Source organism: Streptomyces sp. NPDC059524 (assembly GCF_042749255.1).
In the GTDB taxonomy this organism is placed as follows: Bacteria; Actinomycetota; Actinomycetes; order Streptomycetales; family Streptomycetaceae; genus Streptomyces; species Streptomyces xanthii.
In genome coordinates this window covers 1-19,010 of record NZ_JBHYTK010000156.1, presented here as the reverse complement: position 1 = coordinate 19,010, position 19,010 = coordinate 1, and the positions used below count along the sequence as shown (strand labels likewise).

20 protein-coding genes are annotated in these 19,010 nt (G+C 73.9%); 10 read left to right on the top strand and 10 right to left on the bottom strand.

The window, feature by feature from the left end; all coding sequences use genetic code 11:
- Positions 1-127 precede the first annotated feature (127 nt).
- Positions 128-580 carry a DUF4442 domain-containing protein gene (locus ACFW9D_RS31540; RefSeq protein ID WP_188340171.1) on the bottom strand — a complete coding sequence of 151 codons (453 nt, stop codon included), beginning with the start codon at positions 578-580 and terminating at the stop codon, positions 128-130.
- 152 nt (positions 581-732) lie between these two features.
- On the opposite strand from ACFW9D_RS31540, the gene ACFW9D_RS31535 reads away from it, so the two are divergent.
- Together ACFW9D_RS31535 and ACFW9D_RS31530 are read left to right on the top strand one after the other, a co-directional pair.
- Positions 733-1,785: a hypothetical protein gene (locus tag ACFW9D_RS31535; protein WP_188340170.1), complete on the top strand. Its 1,053-nt coding sequence runs from the start codon at positions 733-735 to the stop codon at positions 1,783-1,785.
- Positions 1,786-1,859: 74 nt separating this feature from the next.
- Positions 1,860-3,161 (top strand): MFS transporter, encoded by a 1,302-nt coding sequence (locus ACFW9D_RS31530; RefSeq protein ID WP_384627579.1) that lies wholly within the window; start codon positions 1,860-1,862, stop codon positions 3,159-3,161.
- On the opposite strand, the gene ACFW9D_RS31525 is transcribed toward ACFW9D_RS31530, so the two are convergent.
- From ACFW9D_RS31525 to ACFW9D_RS31515, 3 genes are all read right to left on the bottom strand, one after another.
- Positions 3,148-3,939 (bottom strand): spermidine synthase, encoded by a 792-nt coding sequence (locus ACFW9D_RS31525; protein WP_384627582.1) that lies wholly within the window; start codon positions 3,937-3,939, stop codon positions 3,148-3,150. The genes ACFW9D_RS31530 and ACFW9D_RS31525 overlap by 14 nt on opposite strands.
- Before the next feature lie 145 nt (positions 3,940-4,084).
- Positions 4,085-5,269 (bottom strand): elongation factor Tu, encoded by a 1,185-nt coding sequence (gene tuf, locus ACFW9D_RS31520; protein WP_384627576.1) that lies wholly within the window; start codon positions 5,267-5,269, stop codon positions 4,085-4,087.
- 282 nt (positions 5,270-5,551) lie between these two features.
- Entirely contained in the window at positions 5,552-6,259 is a 708-nt protein-coding gene (locus tag ACFW9D_RS31515; protein WP_384627573.1) for a DNA alkylation repair protein, read from the bottom strand.
- Positions 6,260-6,369: 110 nt separating this feature from the next.
- On the opposite strand from ACFW9D_RS31515, the gene ACFW9D_RS31510 reads away from it, so the two are divergent.
- On the top strand, positions 6,370-7,101 hold the full coding sequence (locus tag ACFW9D_RS31510; protein ID WP_188340166.1) for a TVP38/TMEM64 family protein: 732 nt from the start codon (positions 6,370-6,372) through the stop codon (positions 7,099-7,101).
- Between the two features lie 12 nt (positions 7,102-7,113).
- On the opposite strand, the gene ACFW9D_RS31505 is transcribed toward ACFW9D_RS31510, so the two are convergent.
- Complete coding sequence (locus ACFW9D_RS31505) at positions 7,114-8,283, bottom strand: thiolase family protein (protein WP_384627570.1); 1,170 nt, start codon at positions 8,281-8,283, stop codon at positions 7,114-7,116.
- A gap of 114 nt (positions 8,284-8,397) precedes the next feature.
- Between ACFW9D_RS31505 and ACFW9D_RS31500 the strand changes: the two genes are divergently transcribed.
- A complete protein-coding gene (locus tag ACFW9D_RS31500; RefSeq protein ID WP_188340164.1) occupies positions 8,398-8,865 on the top strand; it encodes a helix-turn-helix domain-containing protein in 468 nt (155 codons plus the stop codon).
- Between the two features lie 208 nt (positions 8,866-9,073).
- On the top strand, positions 9,074-9,949 hold the full coding sequence (locus ACFW9D_RS31495; protein WP_188340163.1) for an undecaprenyl-diphosphate phosphatase: 876 nt from the start codon (positions 9,074-9,076) through the stop codon (positions 9,947-9,949).
- Between the two features lie 2 nt (positions 9,950-9,951).
- Here ACFW9D_RS31495 and ACFW9D_RS31490 read toward each other — a convergent pair whose 3' ends face one another.
- Positions 9,952-11,007 carry a methyltransferase gene (locus ACFW9D_RS31490; protein WP_384627566.1) on the bottom strand — a complete coding sequence of 352 codons (1,056 nt, stop codon included), beginning with the start codon at positions 11,005-11,007 and terminating at the stop codon, positions 9,952-9,954.
- A gap of 214 nt (positions 11,008-11,221) precedes the next feature.
- On the opposite strand from ACFW9D_RS31490, the gene ACFW9D_RS31485 reads away from it, so the two are divergent.
- Positions 11,222-11,395, top strand: a complete 174-nt coding sequence (locus tag ACFW9D_RS31485; RefSeq protein ID WP_188340161.1) for a hypothetical protein — start codon at positions 11,222-11,224, stop codon at positions 11,393-11,395.
- Between the two features lie 26 nt (positions 11,396-11,421).
- Here ACFW9D_RS31485 and ACFW9D_RS31480 read toward each other — a convergent pair whose 3' ends face one another.
- Both ACFW9D_RS31480 and ACFW9D_RS31475 read right to left on the bottom strand, forming a co-directional pair.
- On the bottom strand, positions 11,422-12,162 hold the full coding sequence (locus ACFW9D_RS31480) for an SDR family oxidoreductase (protein ID WP_188340160.1): 741 nt from the start codon (positions 12,160-12,162) through the stop codon (positions 11,422-11,424).
- Between the two features lie 40 nt (positions 12,163-12,202).
- Complete coding sequence (locus tag ACFW9D_RS31475) at positions 12,203-12,871, bottom strand: hypothetical protein (protein WP_384627562.1); 669 nt, start codon at positions 12,869-12,871, stop codon at positions 12,203-12,205.
- Positions 12,872-12,974: 103 nt separating this feature from the next.
- Between ACFW9D_RS31475 and ACFW9D_RS31470 the strand changes: the two genes are divergently transcribed.
- Together ACFW9D_RS31470 and lnt are read left to right on the top strand one after the other, a co-directional pair.
- Positions 12,975-13,454 (top strand): nuclear transport factor 2 family protein, encoded by a 480-nt coding sequence (locus ACFW9D_RS31470; protein WP_384627558.1) that lies wholly within the window; start codon positions 12,975-12,977, stop codon positions 13,452-13,454.
- A gap of 94 nt (positions 13,455-13,548) precedes the next feature.
- Positions 13,549-15,132, top strand: coding sequence for an apolipoprotein N-acyltransferase (lnt, locus tag ACFW9D_RS31465; protein WP_384627555.1), 1,584 nt, complete (start codon positions 13,549-13,551; stop codon positions 15,130-15,132).
- 193 nt (positions 15,133-15,325) lie between these two features.
- Here lnt and ACFW9D_RS31460 read toward each other — a convergent pair whose 3' ends face one another.
- Positions 15,326-16,231, bottom strand: a complete 906-nt coding sequence (locus ACFW9D_RS31460) for a Gfo/Idh/MocA family protein (RefSeq protein ID WP_384627552.1) — start codon at positions 16,229-16,231, stop codon at positions 15,326-15,328.
- Positions 16,232-16,309: 78 nt separating this feature from the next.
- Positions 16,310-17,521 carry an FAD-dependent monooxygenase gene (locus tag ACFW9D_RS31455; protein ID WP_384627549.1) on the bottom strand — a complete coding sequence of 404 codons (1,212 nt, stop codon included), beginning with the start codon at positions 17,519-17,521 and terminating at the stop codon, positions 16,310-16,312.
- A gap of 136 nt (positions 17,522-17,657) precedes the next feature.
- On the opposite strand from ACFW9D_RS31455, the gene ACFW9D_RS31450 reads away from it, so the two are divergent.
- On the top strand, positions 17,658-18,287 hold the full coding sequence (locus ACFW9D_RS31450; protein ID WP_188340154.1) for a TetR/AcrR family transcriptional regulator: 630 nt from the start codon (positions 17,658-17,660) through the stop codon (positions 18,285-18,287).
- A gap of 113 nt (positions 18,288-18,400) precedes the next feature.
- Positions 18,401-18,850 (top strand): hypothetical protein, encoded by a 450-nt coding sequence (locus ACFW9D_RS31445; protein ID WP_384627546.1) that lies wholly within the window; start codon positions 18,401-18,403, stop codon positions 18,848-18,850.
- Positions 18,851-19,010 lie beyond the last annotated feature (160 nt).

Genomic DNA, 19,010 nt, shown 5'->3' with positions numbered 1-19,010 from the left:
GGCGCCCGGAGGGCGGCCGGGCGGCGTCGGGTGCCCGGCAGGCGGGACGGTGACGGCAGGGCCTGGGTGCGCGCCCCCTGTGCCGCGCGCCTCGGGAAGCCTACCTGTTCGGCCTGTTCGGTCCGGATCAGCTGTTGGGCCGCAGGGTCCACACAACGGTCATCTCGCCGGTCACGGCGCCGTCCGCGCGCGTGATGGCGATGCTGACCGGGAACTCCGGGCGCTCGCCCGCGTCCAGCTCGGCGACGACGTCGGCGGCCGGGCGGCCGAGGGTGGCCGTGGCGGTGACCGGGCCCATGGCCAGCTTCTTGTACGCGATCTCGGCGCTGACGGCCAGCGGCACGGCGCGCGAGAGCTGGTCACCGAAGGCGGCGAGGACGATGGCCCCGCTCGCGGACTCGGCCAGCGTGAACATGGCGCCGGCGTGCGGGCCGCCGACGTGGTTGTGGTAGTCCGCCTGGTCGGGCAGCGAGACGACGGCCTTGTCCGGCGTCGTCTCCTGGAACTCGAGGTTCAGCGTGCGGGCCATCGGCACGGTGGCGGCGAGCATGTCGCCGATGGACATCTGGTCTGCGCTCATACCCGTAGGTTACCCACGAGTAGCCTCCTTGGCCATCCCCTCCCCGGCGTCCCCAAATGCCCCAGCCGCGCCGCCTTCGTCCGCCGGAACGTTGCACGTCCGGTACAGGGCAGGGACATCCGTGGCCCCGGAACCCTCTATCGTTGACGGCCATGTGGCCAGGAACGCAGCCGCCCGGGGGCGAGCAGAACCCGCAGGACCCGAATCAGCCGGGACCCAACCCGTATCAGCAGCCGGGGTACCAGCAGCCGAACCCCTATCAGCAGCCGGGGTACCAGCAGCAGCCCAACCCGTACCAGCAGCAGCAACAGCCTGCCTGGAACGCGCCGACGACGCCGATGGGTCCGCCCCAGGCGCCGAAGGGCGGCGGCGGGAACCAGACGAAGATCGTCGCCATCGTCGCCGCGGCCGCCGTAGTCGTGGCCGCGGGCGTGACCGGTTTCCTGGTGCTCGGCGGGGACAAGGACGACGACGCCAAGGGTGATCCGAAGAAGTCGCCCAAGGCCTCGGCGTCCGCTCCGGCGAGCAAGGAGCCCAGCGCGAGCGCGTCCGCGGCGAACCCGCGCGGCGGAGACAACGCGGTGCAGCCGGTCGTCGCCGGCTGGCAGCCTGTCGTGAACACCAAGCACAAGACGGTGTTCGACGTGCCGCCCGGCTGGGAGGTCAGCACCAGCGGCTCGGACCAGATCATCGGCTTCGAGTACGACTACAAGGGCAAGGACGGCAAGAAGGAGCACGGGATGACCACCGTCTCCGCTCCCGCCGAGCTCCAGTCCAAGTGGTGCACCGAGGACTCCGACAAGGACGGCCGCGACGAGGACACCTCGCTGGCCGGCGTCGGCACCCGTGGTGAGAACGGCGCGAAGACCGCCAAGGAAGCCGCCCAGAACCGCATCCCGTGGTGGATCTACGGCGGCTACACCGAGCCGTCCACCAAGGCGGTCAAGCCCGGCAAGCCCCAGGACTTCACCAACAGTCAGGGCATCAAGGGCAGCCTGATCAAGGCCCACTCCGAGGGCAGCCCCAAGAAGGGCAAGTGCGCCAGTGAGGGCAAGGCCGTGGTCTTCGCCTTCCAGAACGGCGTCGGCGACTTCGTGTCCTGGGACCTGTGGGCCGCCAAGGGCGTCAAGAACGAGCTGTCGGACGCGACGATCACCAAGATCCTCAACTCCGTGCGCTACTACGAGGACCCCGAGGCCCAGTAGCACAACCGCTCCCGGCCGGTGTGCGGCCGGGAACCGGCTTGGCAGAACAGGTGTGCGGCGGCGATAGTCCCTGAGTGACCGACGCCGCCGCCTCCCCGCCCCACCAGCCACGACGTCCGCGCCGCCCCGCCTGGGCGGGGCGGAACTACACGCTGCTCGCGGCGTCGGCGTTCATCACGACGCTCGGTTCGCACGGCGCGCTGATCGCCTCCGCGTTCGCCGTGCTCGACGCCGGCGGCGACGCCGGTGACGTGGGCCTGGTCGCGGCCGCCCGCACCCTGTTCCTGGTGGTCTTCCTGCTGGTGGGCGGCGCGGTCGCCGACCGGCTGCCCCGCCATCACGTCATGGTCGCCGCGAACGCCCTGAACTTCCTGTCCCAGGGCGCCTTCGCCCTCCTGGTCCTCCAGGGTGAGCCGCAGCTGTGGCAGATGCTGGCGCTCAGCGCCCTCGGCGGCACCGGCCAGGCGTTCTTCAACCCGGCGGCCGAGGGCATGCTGATGTCCTCCGTCTCCGGCGAGCAGGCGTCCCGCGCCTTCGCGCTCTTCCGGATGGGCATGTCCGGCGCCGCCGTCGGCGGGGCCGCGCTCGGCGGGGCGATGGTCGCGGCGCTCGGCCCCGGCTGGGTGCTCGCGCTCGACGCCGCGGCGTTCGCGGTGGCGGGCGCCCTGCGCGCGTTCCTCGACATCGGCCACATCGCGCCGCGCGCACCGGGCTCCGGGCTGCTCGCGGACATCCGCGACGGCTGGCGGGAGGTCGTGGGGCGCCCCTGGCTGTGGGCCGTCATCGCCCAGTTCTCGGTGGTGGTCGCCGTCGTCGGCGCCGCCGAGTCGGTGTTCGGACCGCTGGTCGCCCGGGACGAACTGGGCGGGGCGGGCCCCTGGGGTCTGGCGCTCGGCGCGTTCGGCGCCGGCACGATCCTCGGCGGCCTGCTGATGATGCGCTGGAAGCCGCAGCGCCTCCTGCTCGCCGGATCCGTGGCCGTCTTCTCGCTGGCCCTGCCGTCGGCCGCGCTCGCCGTGCCCGTGCCGCTGCCGGCCCTGGTCGCGGTCATGTTCGTCAGCGGCGTCACGATCGAGATCTTCGGTGTCTCCTGGATCACCGCACTGCACCAGGAGATACCCGAGGAGAAACTGTCCCGGGTCTCGGCCTACGACTGGTTCGGCTCGGTGGCGATGGTGCCGCTGGCGACCGCTCTGGCCGGCCCCGCCGAGTCGGCCTTCGGCCGCTCCCCCGCCCTGTGGGGCTGCGCGGCCCTGGTGGTGCTCGCCACGGCGGCCGTCCTGTGCGTGCCCGACGTACGCAACCTGCGGCGCCGCGCGCCCGAACCGGTCAAGGCCGGCGAGCCCTCGGACCCCGCGGAGCTCACCCCACGCTGAACGAGCCGCCCGGCGGCAGCGGCGAGGGCACCGCGTCGGCGTCCGTCACGGGCCGCGCGTCCCCGATGAGACGGCGCAGCCCGGCACCGTGCTCGACCCGCGCGGGGAACGCGTCACGTGCCGTGCGCCGGGCCAGTTCGGCCACGTCGATCTCGTCCTGGGAGGCGATCAGCACCGCGTTCCCGAACCGCCGCCCGCGCAGCACGGCGGGCTCGGCGATCACCGCGAGGTGGGCGAACACCTCGGCGAAGGTGGCCAGTTGGGACCGCAGGAACGCGAAGGGTGCGCCGTCGGCGAGGTTGGCCGCGTAGACGCCGCCGGGCCTGAGGACCCGGTCGGCCTCCCGCGCGTAGGCGAGCGTCGTCAGATGGGCGGGCACCTGGGAGCCGCCGAACACGTCGGCGACGAGCACGTCCGCCGCGTCGTCGGGCGCCGCCGCGAGCCAGGCGCGGGCGTCCTCGCCGTGCACGCGCACGTCCACTCCGGCGGGCAGCGGCAGATGCTCGCCGACCAGCGCGAGCAGCCCCCGGTCGGCCTCGACGACGTCCTGCCGCGAGCCCGGCCGGGTGGCGGCCACGTACCGGGGCAGGGTGAGGGCGCCGCCGCCGAGGTGCAGCACGTCGAGCGCGCGGCCCTCGTCGCCGGCGCGGTCGAGGACGTGCCCGAGGCGCCGCGCGTACTCGAACTCCAGATGCGTCGGATCGTCGAGATCGACGTACGACTGCGGAGCCCCGTCCACCGTGAGCAACCAGGCCCGCCGCCGATCGACGTCCGGCATCAGCTTGGCGAAGCCGTGATCGACAACGCGCCCGACGGGTATGGCCTCGACTTCTGGTTCGCTCACGCCCCTATTGTGCCGGGCCCAAGGAGGGGGAAGGCGCGGGGCCGCACAGCCCCACGCCCCCTTCAGAAGGCGCCGCCCCCTACATCAGCACGGCCGACACGGTGCCGGCCCCGACCGTGCGCCCGCCCTCGCGGATCGCGAAGCCGAGCCCCGCCTCCAGGGGCACGTCCCGTCCCAGCTCGACGGTCATGGTGACCGTCTCGCCGGGCCGGGCGACACCGGCCTCCCCGAGGTCGACGTCCCCCACGACGTCCGCCGTGCGCAGATAGAACTGCGGCCGGTACCCGGTGGAGAGCGGCGTACTGCGCCCGCCCTCCTTCGCGGAGAGCACGTACACCTGCGCGGTGAAGCGCCGCGCGGGCCGGACGCTGCCCGGCTCGGCGACGACGTGGCCGCGCCGCACGGCGTCGCGCGGGACACCGCGCAGCAGCAGCGCCACGTTGTCCCCCGCCTGCGCCTCCTCCATCGGCTTGCCGAAGGTCTCGACGCCGGTGACGACGGTCTCCGCGTCCTTGAGGGCCTCGGTCCCGTACACGCGGACCCGGTCCCCGACGCGGACGCGCCCGCGCTCGACGGCGCCGGTGACGACGGTGCCGCGCCCGCTGATCGTCAGCACGTTCTCGACGGACAGCAGGAACGGGGCGTCCACGTACCGCTCGGGCATCGGCACGTACGTGTCCACGGCGTCGAGCAGCGCCTCGACGGCGGCCGTCCAGCGCGGGTCGCCCTCCAGGGCGCGCAGCCCGGAGACCCGGACGACGGGGACGGAGTCGCCGCCGTATCCGTGCGAGGAGAGCAGCTCGCGCACCTCAAGCTCCACGAGGTCGGTGAGCTCGTCGTCGCCGGCGTCCGCCTTGTTGAGCGCGACGACGATGTGGTCGACGCCGACCTGCCGGGCGAGGAGCACGTGCTCGGCGGTCTGCGGCATGATCCCGTCGAGCGCGGAGACGACGAGGATGGCCCCGTCGAGCTGGGCGGCGCCCGTGACCATGTTCTTGACGTAGTCGGCGTGGCCCGGCATGTCCACGTGCGCGTAGTGCCGGGTGTCGGTCTCGTACTCGACGTGCGCGATGTTGATGGTGATGCCGCGCTGCGCCTCCTCGGGCGCCTTGTCGATGCGGTCGAACGGCACGAAGGTGCCGGAGCCGCGCTCGGCGAGGACCTTGGTGATGGCGGCGGTCAGCGTGGTCTTGCCGTGGTCGACGTGGCCCATGGTGCCGATGTTGAGGTGCGGCTTGGTGCGCACGTATGCCGTCTTGGGCATGACTGGGTGGTCCCTTCCGGAACAGAAAAAGTGAAGCCTCCTGTGTGAGGCGGGGACCCCTGAGCGGTACCGACCCTCCCCCTGCGGGGTCCGCCGGAGTGTCCGGAGAGGGTCAGCTTCGCGCGCCGTCGACGGCTGCTGCGAGGAAGTGGGTGGCGGCAGCCCGAGCAGCGCCCGCGACTGCGGGCGTAGCTGCGTGAGTGGCGTGCCGGAACATGAGGCAGATCATCGCCGACCCGGCGGCGGGCGTCGAACGATTTTCCGCGCCCGGCGCGGGAGTTGTCAGGGGCCGGTGTGCTTGAGCGCCTCGCGCACGGACAGCGGCGCGAGCTCGTCCCGGTGCGCGGCGACGAAGGCCCGTACGGCGTCGGGGTCGGTCTTCGCGTACGCGCGCAGGCTCCAGCCGATGGCCTTGCGGAGGAAGAACTCGCTGTCGCCCGCCCGGCGCAGGCAGTACCCGAAGAGGCGCTCCGTGTCGGTGGTGTCCGCGCGGCGGAGCTGGTGGAGCAGGGCGGTGCGGGCGAGCCAGATGTCGTCGTCGGCGATCCAGCGGTCCATCTCGGCGGTGAGCGCCGGGTCCGCGGCGACGAGGGCGCCGACGACGTGTGCGGCGAGCAGGTCGACGGTGTCCCACCACGGGTCGGTCGTGATCAGGTGCCGGGCGACGGGAAGGAAGGCGGAGGTGAGCTTGCCCTTGTGGCGGCACAGGTAGTCGACGGCGAAGTACGCGTACTCGCGCTCGGGCAGGGCCCAGCAGCGCAGTGCGACGGCTGTGAGGTCGCGTTCGCCGGGGCGCGGCGTGCCGGCCAGCACGGCCCGGGTCCGCTCCTTGCGCACCGGTCGGGGCAGTCCGAGGAACGGGGCGACGTCCTTCATGTAGGCGCGCATCGTCGCCGCGCGCCCGGGGTCCGCCACGGCCCCGTACGCGGTGGGCAGCCGGGACAGGATCGTGTCGGCGAGCGCGCTGGGCGGCGGTGTGAGGACGGACATCGCGCTCCCCCTGGGCGACGGGACCCGGCAGGTGGGGCAAGGCCGGTGAGACCTGGCAGGTGAGACCCACCCTACGGCGATCTTACGGAGAGGTCGGTTACTCTCCCCGGATGTTCGAGACCGTCCCCGCCCGTCCCGCCGGGTTCACCACGCGCTGCACCAGGGTGCTCCTTTCTCCCTGGTCACGGCTGTCGCTCCTGGTGATGCTGCTCGCGGCGGGGGCGACCTCGGTGCTGCTGTTCGAGCCGCAGCGCCTGCTGGAGCGGGGCTGGCCGCCGCAGGTGGACGGCGCGGCCGCGCTGGTCCTGTTCACGGTGGCGTACGGGCTGTGCACGGTGGCGTTCGTGCCGCGGCCGTTCATCAGTCTGGCGGCGGGAGCGCTGTTCGGGTCCGCGCTCGGGCTGGCCGGCGCGATCGGCGGGACGGTGCTCGGCGCGGGGATCGCGTTCGGGCTGGGCAGGATCCTCGGGCAGGACGCGCTGCGCCCGCTGCTGCGCGGGCGCTGGCTCAAGGCGGCGGACGGGCAGCTCAGCCGGCACGGTTTCCGCTCGATGCTGGCGGTCCGGCTGTTCCCCGGTGTCCCGTTCTGGGCGGCGAACTACTGCGCCTCGGTGTCCCGCATGGGCTGGACCCCGTTCCTCGTGGCGACAGGGCTGGGTTCGATCCCGAACACGGCGGCGTACGTGGTGGCGGGCGCCACGGCGGCGACGCCCACGTCCCCGGTGTTCCTGGTGTCGACGGGGTTCATCGTGGTGACGATGCTGGCGGGCGCGGCGGTCGCCTGGCGCAAGCGCCACGCCCTGAAGCACCGGGTCCGCTCCGGCGAGCCGTCCGGGGTCTGACCGCCGCCGGGCTCAGAGGGCCTCGACGATCGTGGCGTTGGCGAGTCCCCCGGCCTCGCACATGGTCTGCAGTCCGTAGCGGGCGCCGCGGGCGCGCAGCGCGTGCACCATCGTGGTCATCAGGCGCGCCCCGCTGGCGCCCAAGGGGTGGCCGAGGGCGAGGGCGCCGCCGTGCACGTTCAGCCGGGCCGGGTCGGCGCCGGTCTCCCGCAGCCAGGCGAGGACGACGGCGGCGAAGGCCTCGTTGACCTCGAACAGGTCGATGTCGCCGAGGTCGAGTCCGGCCCGCTGGAGCACCTTCTCGGTGGCGGGCACGACGCCGGTCAGCATGAGGAGCGGGTCGGAGCCGGTGACGGCGAAGGAGTGCAGCCGGGCCAGCGGGCGCAGGCCGAGCCGGGCCGCGTGCTCGCTGGTGGTGATCAGCAGGGCGGCGGCGCCGTCGTTGACCGGGCTGGCGTTGCCCGCGGTCACGTCCCAGGTGATCTGGGGGAACCGCTCCTCGAACGCGGGGTCGTAGTAGGCGGGCTTGAGTCCGCCGAGGACGTCGAGCGAGGTGCCGGGACGCACGGACTCGTCGCGTGTGACGCCGTCGAGCGGGGCGACCTCGGCGTCGAACAGTCCGGCGTCCCGGGCGGCTGCGGCCTTGGCGTGCGACGCGACGGCGTACGCGTCCATCCGCTCCCTGGACAGCCCCCACTTCGCGGCGATCAGCTCGGCGCTGATGCCCTGTGGCACGAGGCCCTCCGGGTAGCGCGCGGCGACCCCCGGGCCGAAGGGGTCGGCCCCTTCCGGCACGTTCGACCACATGGGGACGCGGCTCATCGACTCGACGCCGCAGGCGATCGCGAGGTCGTAGGCGCCGGACAGGACGCCTTGCGCGGCGAAGTGGACCGCCTGCTGGGAGGAGCCGCACTGCCGGTCGACCGTGGTGGCGGGCACGGTCTCGGGGAAGCCGGCGGACAGGACGGCGTAGCGGGTGGTGTTCATGGCCTGCTCGGCGACCTGGTCGACGGTGCCGCCGATGACGTCGTCGACGAGCGCGGGGTCGATCCCGGTCCGGTCGACGAGGGCGCGCAGGGTGTGGGCGAGGAGTTCGACGGGGTGGACGTGGGCGAGCGCGCCGCTCGGCCTGCCCTTTCCGATCGGGGTGCGTACGGCTTCGACGATGACGGCGTCACGCATGGCTCGGGCCTCCGGGGCGTGTGCGGTTACGCGTGAGTAGGAAATCCGGACTCACCATAGCGCTGCGAGTTGGGAAATCAAACCCTCCATTGCGGCGGCCCCTACACTGGCCGCATGCCAGCTGCCGCCAAGGACCCGCGCCCCTGCTCGATCGCCGACACCCTGGCCGTGGTCGGCGAGAAGCACTCCCTGCTCGTGCTCCGCGAGGTGTGCCTGGGCAACGGCCGCTTCGACCGGCTCGTCCGGAACATCGGGGCGCCGCGCGACATCCTGGCCGCCCGCCTCAAGCGGCTCGTCGAGGCCGGGATCCTGGAGAAGGTCGCCTACCAGGAGCGGCCGCAGCGCTTCGAGTACCGCCCGACCCAGGCCGGCCTGGAGCTCGAGCCGGTGCTGATGACGCTCATGGCCTGGGGCGACCGCCATCTGCGCGACGACCGCCCGATGGTGATCGAGCACGGCTGCGGTCACGACCTGCGGCCCGTCGTGACCTGCGCCGAGTGCGGCGAGGCGGTGCGCCACGAGGACCTGCGGGCCCACCCGCAGGCGCCGGGCTGGACGACGTCGGGCCCCGAGGCCGCCTGACCGCGCGCCCGCGCCGCCGCCGGTACATTCCGGACACTCGGGGCGGGTCCGCGCACGGGGGACGCGACCCCGTGGGAGGCCCGTCATTTTCGGGCGCTACGCTGCCCCCGCGTTCGCCCGCGACCCATGCGGGTGCGCCTCGCCCTGCCCGGACCGCGTTCGCGGGAACCGGTCTTCCGTCCCGTCACCTGGATCGCGTCTCTCCTCCATGTCTTGGTTCGAATCATTCATTCTCGGACTCGTCCAGGGGCTGACAGAGTTCCTGCCGATCTCGTCGAGCGCCCATCTGCGGCTCACCGCCGCGTTCGCCGGCTGGCACGACCCGGGGGCGGCCTTCACGGCGATCACCCAGCTCGGCACCGAGACCGCGGTGGTGATCTACTTCCGCAAGGACATCGCGCGGATCATCTCGGCGTGGTTCAGGTCGCTCACCGACAAGACGCTGCGCGGCGACCACGACGCCCAGATGGGCTGGCTGGTGATCGTCGGCTCCATACCCATCGGCGTGCTGGGCCTCGCGTTCAAGGACCAGATCGAGGGCCCGTTCCGTGATCTGCGTCTGACGGCGACGACGCTGATCGTGCTCGGCGTCGTCCTCGGCATCGCGGACCGGCTCGCGGCGCGTGACGAGCTGGGCGGCCGGCACCGCGCCGTGCGCTCGCGCAAGGAGCTCAAGGACCTGTCGGTCAAGGACGGCCTGATCTACGGCCTGTGCCAGGCGATGGCGCTGATCCCGGGCGTCTCTCGGTCCGGCGCGACCATCAGCGGCGGCCTCTTCCTCGGCTACACGCGCGAGTCGGCGGCCCGCTACTCGTTCCTGCTGGCCATCCCCGCGGTGCTCGCCTCGGGCGTCTTCGAGCTGAAGGACGCGACGGAGGGCGGCCACGTCTCGTGGGGGCCGACGATCTTCGCCACGGTCATCGCGTTCGGCGTCGGCTACGCGATCATCGCCTGGCTGATGAAGTTCATCTCGACGAAGAGCTTCATGCCGTTCGTCTACTACCGGATCGCGCTCGGCATCGCCCTGTTCGTCCTCGTGTCGCTGGGCGTCCTGAGCCCGCACGCGGCCGAGTCGGCGGGCTGACCTCAGGCCTGGACGGTCTGGACGGCCCGGACCGCCTCGATCACCGAGAGCCCCACCGGTTCCGGCAGCCGCGTCAGCCGCGTCACGGCGAGCCCCGCCCGCGCGCACAGCGCCCGGAACTCCGCCTCGGTGCGCTCGCGCCCGCCCACGTTGACCAGCATGTTCAGGTCGCCGAGATACATCATGGGCGGCTGTGTCCCGTCGACGGTGTCCGGAAGCACGACCTCGACGACCAGGATCCGGCCGTGGGCCGGCAGCACCGCGCGGACGTGGCCGAGAAGCGTGGCGGCCCGGTCGTCGTCCCAGTCGTGGACGACGCCCTTGAGCAGGTAGACGTCCGATCCGGCGGGCACGGAGGCGAAGAAGTCGCCGGTCACGACGGTGCAGCGGTCGGTGACTCCGGCCGCTTCAAGGACCGGCCCCGCGTCGGCGGCGGCCATCGGCGTCTCGAACAGGACGCCACGCAGCCCCGGGTACGCGGACAGGACGGCGGCGAGCACGGCGCCGTCGCCGCCGCCCACGTCGGTGACCGAGCGGGCGCCGGACAGGTCGAGCACCGCGGGCAGCAGCGCGGCCGCGGCACGGCCGCCCTGACGCATCGACGCGTTGAACGCCCGGGACAGCTCCGGGTGCGCGGCGAGGTGGCCGAAGAAGTCCGTGCCGAACAGGTCGGCGAAGACGGGCCCGCCGGTGCGGACGCTCTCGTCGAGCCGGGCCCAGGCGCCGATCATCGCCGGGTCCAGAAACATCCGGACGAAATCGGCCATGGAGTCCGCGCGGTCGGTGCGCAGCAGGGCCCCTCGGGCGGTCAGGGCGAAGGCGCCGGGCCGGGACTCGGTGGCCAGTCCGGAGGCGGCGAGGGCCCGGAGCAGCCGGCGGGTGCCGTCGGGGTCGGTGCCCAGGTCCGCGGCGACGTCGGCGGCGTCCCGGGGGTGGTCGCCGAGCCGGTCGGCGACGTCGAGGCGTACGGCGGCGGCGAGGGCCTGGGCGGCCATGTGGCCGAAGACGGTGCTCATGAGCGCGCCCCGGTCGTCACCGGCGGGCTCGGTCTCGGGCATGACGTCCTCCACGGGAGTCGACGGCTCGGGACGACCGTCGCGTGCGCTTCCACCCTACGAGGGCACGACGGCCGTGACCTGCGGAGTGCCGGCGCGGCGGGCCGGCCGCCACGTGCACCCCGAACCGTCAACTCCCGCTCACATTCGATCACTTGGCGCACTCGAACGCTCGCTCAGGGTTCCCAACCGGGCAGCGCGCACGTAGCCTTGGCACATGCCGCCTGTCATTTCCCGTCCCTCGCGGTCCGCCGACGAGGTGAACGAGCAGATCCGCAGCCTGTGGCTGCGGGCGGGGGGCCGCCTGACCGCGGAGCAGCGGGCGCAGTACGCGCTGCTGGTCACCGAGTGGGCGGAAGCGACCCGGTCGGAGGTCCCGGAGGCCGCCTGACCGGGCCAGCGCCCGCGCCGTGCGGGTCAGCGCCCGCCGGCCACCCTGAGCACCGTGCCCGTCGTGTACGCCGCGCTGGGCGAGAGCAGCCAGGCGATCGCCGCCGCGACCTCCTCCGCCGTGCCGGGCCGACGCAGCGGGATGCCGGGCGCCGCGGCCGCGGCCCGGCCGGGGTCGCCGCTCGCCGCGTGGATCTCCGTGTCGATGATGCCGGGCGCCACCGCGTTGACCCGTACGCCGAGCGGCCCGAGCTCCTTGGCGAGGCCCAGGGTGATGGTGTCGACGGCGGCCTTCGAGGCGGCGTAGTGGACGTAGTCGCCGGGGCTGCCGAGGGTGGCGGCGGCCGAGGACACGTTCACGATGGCGCCTTCGCCGGCGGCGCCCATGTCGCGGGCGGCGCGGCGGCAGCAGAGCAGGACTCCGAGCACGTTCACGTCGACGACGCGGCGCAGGTCGTCGGTGCTGGTGTCGGCGAGCGGGCCGAGCGGGGCGGTGACGCCCGCGTTGTTCACCAGGCCGGTGAGCGCGCCGAGTTCGGCCTGCGCGAGGTCGAAGAGGCGCTCGACGTCGGCCTCCCGGGAGGTGTCGGCCCGGGCGACGACACAGCGGGCGCCGGCGTCGCGCACGGCGTCCGCAGTGCGTTCGGCCGCGTCCTTGTCGCTGACGTAGGACAGCGCGATGTCGTGGCCGTCGTGCGCGAGGCGCAGCGCGGTGGCGGCGCCGATGCCGCGGCTGCCGCCGGTGACGAGGGTGCGGGGGCGGGTCAAGGAGTCCTCCCGGACGGGGTGCGGTCCCTCAGGACGATGATCACGTCGCGCCGGGCGCACCGTACCAGCGCCACGAGGTCCGGCGCGCGTGACCGGGCAGGTCGCCGCGGCCCGTCGCCCACAGCAGGGTCGGCCAGGGCGGGGTGTCCCGCGGCACGTCGGGGAAGAGGCGGCGCAGCGAGCGGGCGCACAGGTCCGCGGGCGCCTCGAAGGGGACTCCCAGGCCGAGCGCGAGGTCGTGGGTGTGCACGAGGGTCTCGACGACGCCCATCGCGGCGAAGCCCTCGGGGTCGCTGACGCCGAACACGTGGTGGCCGCGGGCAGTCGGCGGCGTGGCCCGCACCACGGCGACGAGCAGCCCGCCGCAGTCCTCCAGTGTGCGGAACATGGCCTCGGCTCCGCCCTCGCGGTCGGCCGTGACGGTGTTCAACGGACCCTCGGGGCGGCGCCGGTCGCCGCCGTAGGGATCGCCGGGTTCGGTTCTCGGGCTCAGGGAGCCGATGCCCGCGGCGTAGAAGAAGAGGTCGTCGGCGAGGTGTTCGCCGGTCTCCCAGCAGGTCCAGGTGAGAGGGCCCGCGGGGGCGTCCCAGTCGGCCGCGGCGGCGGGGCGCAGTGTGGTCACGGCGAGCCGCACGGCCTGGGCGACGTCGTCGGCGGTGACCGGTCCGGTGACCGCCGCGGATGCCGTCGTGTTCAATTCAGCTGACATGCGGGCCACCGTAACGGACCCGCTGTCGCAAAAGTGCCACGCCTCAACGTCCGGTCGGCGCACGCCTCTTGGATCCGCGCACCGCACACTCGACACTGATCCGATGACGCAGCGTGTGGAACTCGCGACCGTCCTCGACCGGCTCGCCGTCGACGAGCTGGTGACCGACTACGCGGTGGCCGTGGACGACGGCGACTGGGCGGCGTACCGCGCCCTGTTCGCTCCCGGCGGCCGCGCCGACTACCGCACGGCGGGCGGCGTGGAGGGCAGTGCGGAGGAGATCGCGCGCTGGCTTTCCGAGACGATGGAGCTGTTCCCGATACGGCAGCATCTGATCGTCAACCGCCGGGTGCGGTTCGGCCGGCTCGACCGCGACGTGGGCGACGAGGCGCTGGTCCAGGCCGACTACATCAACCCGATGCGGTTCCCCGGCGACGGCACGGCCCCGGACTTCGAGTGTGGCGGCCGCTACGCGTTCGGCCTGGTCAGGACGCACGCCGGCTGGCGTCTGCACCGGGTCACCGTGCACGAGAAGTGGCGCCGCCTGCCGGAGCGCGCGGCGAGCGCCCCGGGCGGCTCCTGACCCGCGCCGCCGGGGCCCACTGTCGTTGATCGCCCGGGGCGCGCACACTGAAGGGACCTCTGCAGGTCTCGTACGAGGACGGGAGGCGCGGCCCATGGTGGGTTGGCGGCGGCGGCTCGACGTGTCGCCCTGGTGGCGGGGCGGGGCGGCGGCCGGGGCGGGCGCGCTGCCGGCGCTGGCGTTCCCCGCGCCGTCGTTGTGGTGGTTCGCCTACGTCGCGCTCGTGCCGTGGATGCTGCTGGCGCGCTCGGCGGACACACCGCGCCGGGCCGCCCTGGACGGCTGGCTCGGCGGCCTCGGGTTCATGCTCGCCGTGCACCACTGGCTGCTGCCGAGTCTGCACGTGTTCACGGTCGTCATCGCGGCGCTGCTCGGCGCCTTGTGGGCGCCGTGGGGGCTGCTGCTGCGGCGGCTGCTGCACGGGACGCCCACGCCGGGGCAGGCGGCGGCCGCGCTCGTCGCCGTTCCCTCGGGCTGGCTGATGGTGGAACTGGTGCGCTCCTGGGAGGGGTTGGGCGGGCCGTGGGGCCTGCTCGGGTCCAGCCAGTGGCAGGTGGTGCCCGCGCTGCGGCTCGCGTCCGTGGGCGGGGTGTGGCTGGTGAGCCTGCTGGTGGTCACGGTGAACACGGCGATCGTGGTGCTGCTCGTGGCCCGTGAGGCGCGTACGCCGGCCGTGGCGGGGCTCGTCGCGACCATCACCGTGACGGGGGTCGCGTGGGCCTGGGCGCCGCGCCCCGAGACGGACGGGCGGACACGGATCGCGGTGGTGCAGGCCGGGACGGTGACCGGGGACGCGAGCGCGGAGCGCCGCTTCGACCGCGAGGAGGCGCTGACCCGGGAGCTGATCGGACGGGACGTCGACCTGGTCGTGTGGGGCGAGAGCAGCGTCGGCTACGACCTGACCGAACGCCCCGACCTGGCCCGCCGGATCGCGGCGCTGTCCCGGGCGGTGGGCGCGGACGTGCTGGTCAACGTGGACGCGCGGCGCCCCGCGTCGGACGGCTCAGGGGCCCAGGGCATCTACAAGAGCTCGGTGCTGATCGGGCCCGACGGGCCGACCGGCGCACGCTACGACAAGATGCGGCTCGTCCCGTTCGGCGAGTACGTGCCGGCGCGCGGGCTGCTGGGCTGGGCCACGTCCGTGGGCAGGGCGGCGGGCGAGGACCGCATGCGGGGCACCCGGCAGGTCGTCATGGACGTGCGGAACGGGAACGGTGGCGGCGCCCTGCGGGTCGGGCCCCTGGTCTGCTTCGAGTCCGCGTTCCCCGACATGACGCGGAAGCTGACGCAGGACGGGGCACAGGTACTGCTCGCCCAGTCGTCGACGTCGTCGTTCCAGCGCAGTTGGGCACCGGAGCAGCACGCGTCCCTGGCAGCGGTGCGGGCGGCGGAGACCGGGCGCCCGATGGTGCACGCGACGCTGACCGGGGTGTCGGCGGTGTACGGGCCCGACGGGGCGCGGGCGGGCGCGTGGCTGGGGACATCGGCGAGCGCGGCCCGCGTCTTCGACGTGCCGACGGCTCAAGGTACGACGCTGTACGTGCGGTTCGGGGACTGGCCGGTGCACGGCGCCGTCGCGGTGCTGGTCGCCCTCGGCGCGGCGGAACTGCTCCGCAGGTCGCGGCGCCCCTCGGCGTCCCCGTCGACCCGCCCCGGAGTCCCCGGCGCCGTTCGCTGAAGCCGCCGGGAACTCCGGGGCCCCTGGGGCGCATGAAGTGTGCCGTCCAGGGGCGCGGGGAACTGCGCGAGAAGCCCCACCGGCCCGCGGCCCGCGACGAGGCGGCAAGGCTCACCGCCCGATGCGGCCAAGGAGCGCCGGGAACTGCGCGACCAGCCCCAACGGCCCGCAGCGGACGACGAGACCGCAGGCCTCACCGCCCGATGCGGCTGACCTCCATGACGACCCGCTCGCACAGCTCATGCGTGGCCAGCGCGTCCCGCGCACTCACGACATGCCCACCGCGCACCCCGTCGAGGAACGCCACCACGGCCTGCTCGATGCCCCGCTGACGGGCCACGGGCACCCAGTCCCCCCGCCGCCGAACCGTCGGCTGCCCCTTGTGGTCGATGACCTCCGCAAGGTTCAGCACCTGCCGCTTGCTGTCCTCGCCGGACACCTCGAGGATCTCCTCGGCCGAGCCGCTGAGCCGGTTCATGACCCCGAGGGCGGTGAACCCGTCCCCGGCGAGCTGCAGCACGACGTGGTGGAGCAGCCCGTCCACGACCCGCGCCCGTACCGTGATGTCGTCGACGACGCCCGGCACGAGGAAGCGCAGTGTGTCGACGACGTGGATGAAGTCGTCGAGGATCATCGCCCGGGGCTCCTCGGGCAGCCCGACCCGGTTCTTCTGCATGAGGATCAGCTCGCGCGGATGGTCGGCGCACTGCGTGTATCCGGGGGCGTAGCGCCGGTTGAAGCCGACGGCGAGTCCGACCCCGCGCTCCTCCGCGAGCCGCACGAGCCGCTCGGAGTCGGCGAGTTCGTAGGCGAGCGGCTTGTCCACGTACGTGGGGACACCGGCGTCGAGGAGCCGCGTGACGATCTCGGGGTGCACCGAGGTCGGGGCGTGCACGAACGCGGCGTCGAGCCCCTGCGCGAGCAGCGCGTCGAGGTCCGCGTGCCGCTGCTCGGGCGGGAGCCGCAGCGTGTCCGCGACGCGGTCGAGGGTGGCGGGCGTCCGGGTCTGCAGATGCAGCTCGATCCCGGGCTGGGCGCCGAGTACCGGCAGGTACGCCTTCTGCGCGATGTCCCCGAGTCCGATGCAGCCGACCTTCACGTGCCCGCGCTCCCTTGTCCCCGCTCGCCCGGGCCCATGGTGGCCCGGACTCCCTGCGGGCAGCATAGACGCGCCAGGTCAGACCCGCTCCCGGCGCCCGTCCGGGTACGGGGCGGTCTGCGGGGGCCGCCAGTCGGCGATGCCGTCCATGCCGCGCAGCAGCAGCGCGGGCCCGAGGGCGCCGACGGCGCGGATCGCCGCGTTGCGCACGGCGATCCCGGGCCGGTTGCGCATCATGTTGAACCGGCTGATGGCCGCCGACCTGCGGACGATCCCGCTCGTGCGGGCGAGGCGGGCCGCCGTGTAGCCGGCCAGGTCCGTGGCGCGGCCGGGGGCCGCGTGGTGGGCGAGGACGACGGCGTCCTCGATGGCCTGGTTGCCGCCCTGGCCGAGCGTGGGCGCCATGGCGTGCGCGGCGTCGCCGAGGAGGGCGACCCGGCCGCGGTGGAGGGCGGACAGCGGCTCGGTGATGTGGTGGACGTCGTGCCGCAGCACCCGGTCGGGTTCGGCCGCGTCCAGGATCGCGGGAATCGGATCGTGCCAGTCGCCGAACCGGCGCAGCAGTTCGGCCTTCTCGTCACCGCCGGGCGCCCGGCCTCCGGCCGGGGTCATGGCCGCGGCGTACGCGTAGACGGTGCCGTCGGCGAAGGGATGCGTGCCCCAGAGCCGGCCCGGCCCCCAGCTCTCGTGCTGGACGAAGGGCCGGTCGAGCGCGGGCACGAGGACGCGCCAGGTGGTGAATCCGGCGTACGTGACCCCGGGGTGCCCGGGGAAGAGCGCGCCGCGCACGGCGGAGCGGACCCCGGCGGCGCCGACGACGAGGCCGGCCGCGAACTCCTCCCCGTCCGCGGTCACCCGCGCCGGGCGGCCCGGATCGGCCGGATCGCCGGGGTCGGTGAGGCGGGCGGCGCGGCCGGTGCGCACCGTGCCGTGCGGAAGGCGGGAGGCGAGTTTGTCGATGAGGGTGGCGCGGTGCAGCAGCACCAGCGGACCGCCGAAGCGTTCTTCCGCGCGCCGCGCGTCGGAGCGGGACAGCCAGCGGCCGCCCGGCGTCATGAGTCCGCCCGCGCCCGTCCACGCGGCCAGGTCGCGGATCTCGTCCCCGAGGCCGACCACGTCCAGGGCGCGCAGGGCGTTGGGCGCGAGGGCGATGCCCGCGCCCACCGGCTTCAGCTCCTCGGCGCGCTCCAGCACGGTCACGCGCCGGCCGCTCAGATGGAGGGCCAGGGCGGCGGTGAGCCCGCCGATCCCGCCGCCGACCACCACGGCGGTGTCCTCGGCCGATGTCATGACGCCTCCCCGTGCGACAGAAGAACAGAAGCCAGAAGCTCACGCCCACTACATCTGTAGTGAGCCCTCCGCCCGACCGTACTACACCTGTAGTGCGTTCGACTACAGGTGTAGTCATCGCGATAGATTGCCGACCATGAACCGCCCCGCCCCCGCCGAACCGTCCGCCGCGCGGCCGTCCCGCGCCGACCTCATCGCCGACGCCGCCCTGGTCCTGCTCGCCGAACGCGGCATGCGGGGTCTGACGCACCGGGCCGTCGACGAGACGGCGGGGCTGCCGCAGGGGTCGACGTCGAACCACGCCCGCACCCGGCTCGCCCTCCTGGAGGTGACGCTGCGCCGGCTGGCGGAGCGCGAGGCCCAGGTCCTGGCGATCGACGAGCTGCCCTCACCGGCGGGCGGCCTGCCCGCCCTCGTGGACGGCATGGCGCTGGCCCTGCACCGCTATCTGACCCGGAATCCGCAACTGCTCGTCTGTCGCTACGAGTTGGCCCTGGAGGCGACACGGCGTCCGGAGCTGCGCACGTTCTTCGACGAGACCGGCCGCCAGTTCCGCGGGCCGCTGACCGAGCTGCTGCGTGCCGCGGGCTCGCCGGATCCCGCGCGGCACACGCTGTCCCTCGTCGCGTGGACGGAGGGGATCATGTTCTGCTGCGTCGCGGGCACGTTCCACGCGTCGGTGCCGAGCCTGGCGGAACTGCGCGAAGGCTACGGCGAGTTGCTGCACGGCATGCTCGGCGGGCCGGATCCGCGCCGGACCTCCTGAGCTGCTCCGGGCCGCGCGCTCGCGGCACCTCCGCGCCCTCCGCGTCACCCGTGCGGGGCATCCTCGGCGTCCACGGTTCCGTCCGCGTCCCGGCGTCCAGCAGAGTGGCGCGGGTGCCCAGAAAGATCACTCCCGCCTCGCTCCTCCTCACGGCGGCCGCGGCCGTCTCCGCCGCGGCCTCCTCCGGCTGCATGAGTGTGTCCACACCCGATGTCCCGGACCGGCCCGCGTCCCCGTCGGTGACCGCGCCACAACCCCGCCCGGACGGCCGGGCCGACCGGCCGATCACCCAGACCCCGGCGGGCGACGGCATGCGGCGCACCGGCGCCTCACCGCACCCGTCGAAGCCGCACTCCGCGCCGTCCCCTCCCTCCGCCCGGCACGCCGCCCCTCCCCCGGAGCAGCCCGCCCCGCGCGTACCCGCGCCGCGCGCCGAGGCCGAGCCCCCGCCCGCCCCGAAGCCCCCGGCCCAGACCGACGTCTGCGCCCTGGGCCGCCGCTACGGCGGCTGGGGCCCGGACAGCCCCCAGTCGGCGATCTGCCGCGACGTGTACGGCGGCTGACCGGACCCGCCCTGCCACCTGACGTCCGACCCGGACTGCCGGCCGGTGGGGCTGGTCGCGCAGTTCCCCGCGCCCCTGGAGATGCGCACTTCGTGCGCCATCTCCATCGAGCGCTGACGCATCGGGGAAATGCGGCGCGAAGCGCCATGCATTTCAGGGG

Excerpts from the sequence above, each read along its gene's own strand:
- ACFW9D_RS31505 (WP_384627570.1), bottom strand. The coding sequence starts at position 8,283 with ATGCGTGACGCCGTCATCGTCGAAGCCGTACGCACCCCGATCGGAAAG.
- ACFW9D_RS31500 (WP_188340164.1), top strand. The coding sequence starts at position 8,398 with ATGCCAGCTGCCGCCAAGGACCCGCGCCCCTGCTCGATCGCCGACACC.
- ACFW9D_RS31470 (WP_384627558.1), top strand. The coding sequence starts at position 12,975 with ATGACGCAGCGTGTGGAACTCGCGACCGTCCTCGACCGGCTCGCCGTC.
- ACFW9D_RS31510 (WP_188340166.1), top strand. The coding sequence starts at position 6,370 with ATGTTCGAGACCGTCCCCGCCCGTCCCGCCGGGTTCACCACGCGCTGC.
- ACFW9D_RS31535 (WP_188340170.1), top strand. The coding sequence starts at position 733 with ATGTGGCCAGGAACGCAGCCGCCCGGGGGCGAGCAGAACCCGCAGGAC.
- ACFW9D_RS31475 (WP_384627562.1), bottom strand. The coding sequence starts at position 12,871 with ATGTCAGCTGAATTGAACACGACGGCATCCGCGGCGGTCACCGGACCG.
- ACFW9D_RS31450 (WP_188340154.1), top strand. The coding sequence starts at position 17,658 with ATGAACCGCCCCGCCCCCGCCGAACCGTCCGCCGCGCGGCCGTCCCGC.
- ACFW9D_RS31485 (WP_188340161.1), top strand. The coding sequence starts at position 11,222 with ATGCCGCCTGTCATTTCCCGTCCCTCGCGGTCCGCCGACGAGGTGAAC.
- ACFW9D_RS31525 (WP_384627582.1), bottom strand. The coding sequence starts at position 3,939 with ATGCCGGACGTCGATCGGCGGCGGGCCTGGTTGCTCACGGTGGACGGG.
- ACFW9D_RS31490 (WP_384627566.1), bottom strand. The coding sequence starts at position 11,007 with ATGCCCGAGACCGAGCCCGCCGGTGACGACCGGGGCGCGCTCATGAGC.
- tuf (WP_384627576.1), bottom strand. The coding sequence starts at position 5,269 with ATGCCCAAGACGGCATACGTGCGCACCAAGCCGCACCTCAACATCGGC.
- ACFW9D_RS31455 (WP_384627549.1), bottom strand. The coding sequence starts at position 17,521 with ATGACATCGGCCGAGGACACCGCCGTGGTGGTCGGCGGCGGGATCGGC.
- ACFW9D_RS31515 (WP_384627573.1), bottom strand. The coding sequence starts at position 6,259 with ATGTCCGTCCTCACACCGCCGCCCAGCGCGCTCGCCGACACGATCCTG.
- ACFW9D_RS31540 (WP_188340171.1), bottom strand. The coding sequence starts at position 580 with ATGAGCGCAGACCAGATGTCCATCGGCGACATGCTCGCCGCCACCGTG.
- ACFW9D_RS31495 (WP_188340163.1), top strand. The coding sequence starts at position 9,074 with ATGTCTTGGTTCGAATCATTCATTCTCGGACTCGTCCAGGGGCTGACA.
- lnt (WP_384627555.1), top strand. The coding sequence starts at position 13,549 with ATGGTGGGTTGGCGGCGGCGGCTCGACGTGTCGCCCTGGTGGCGGGGC.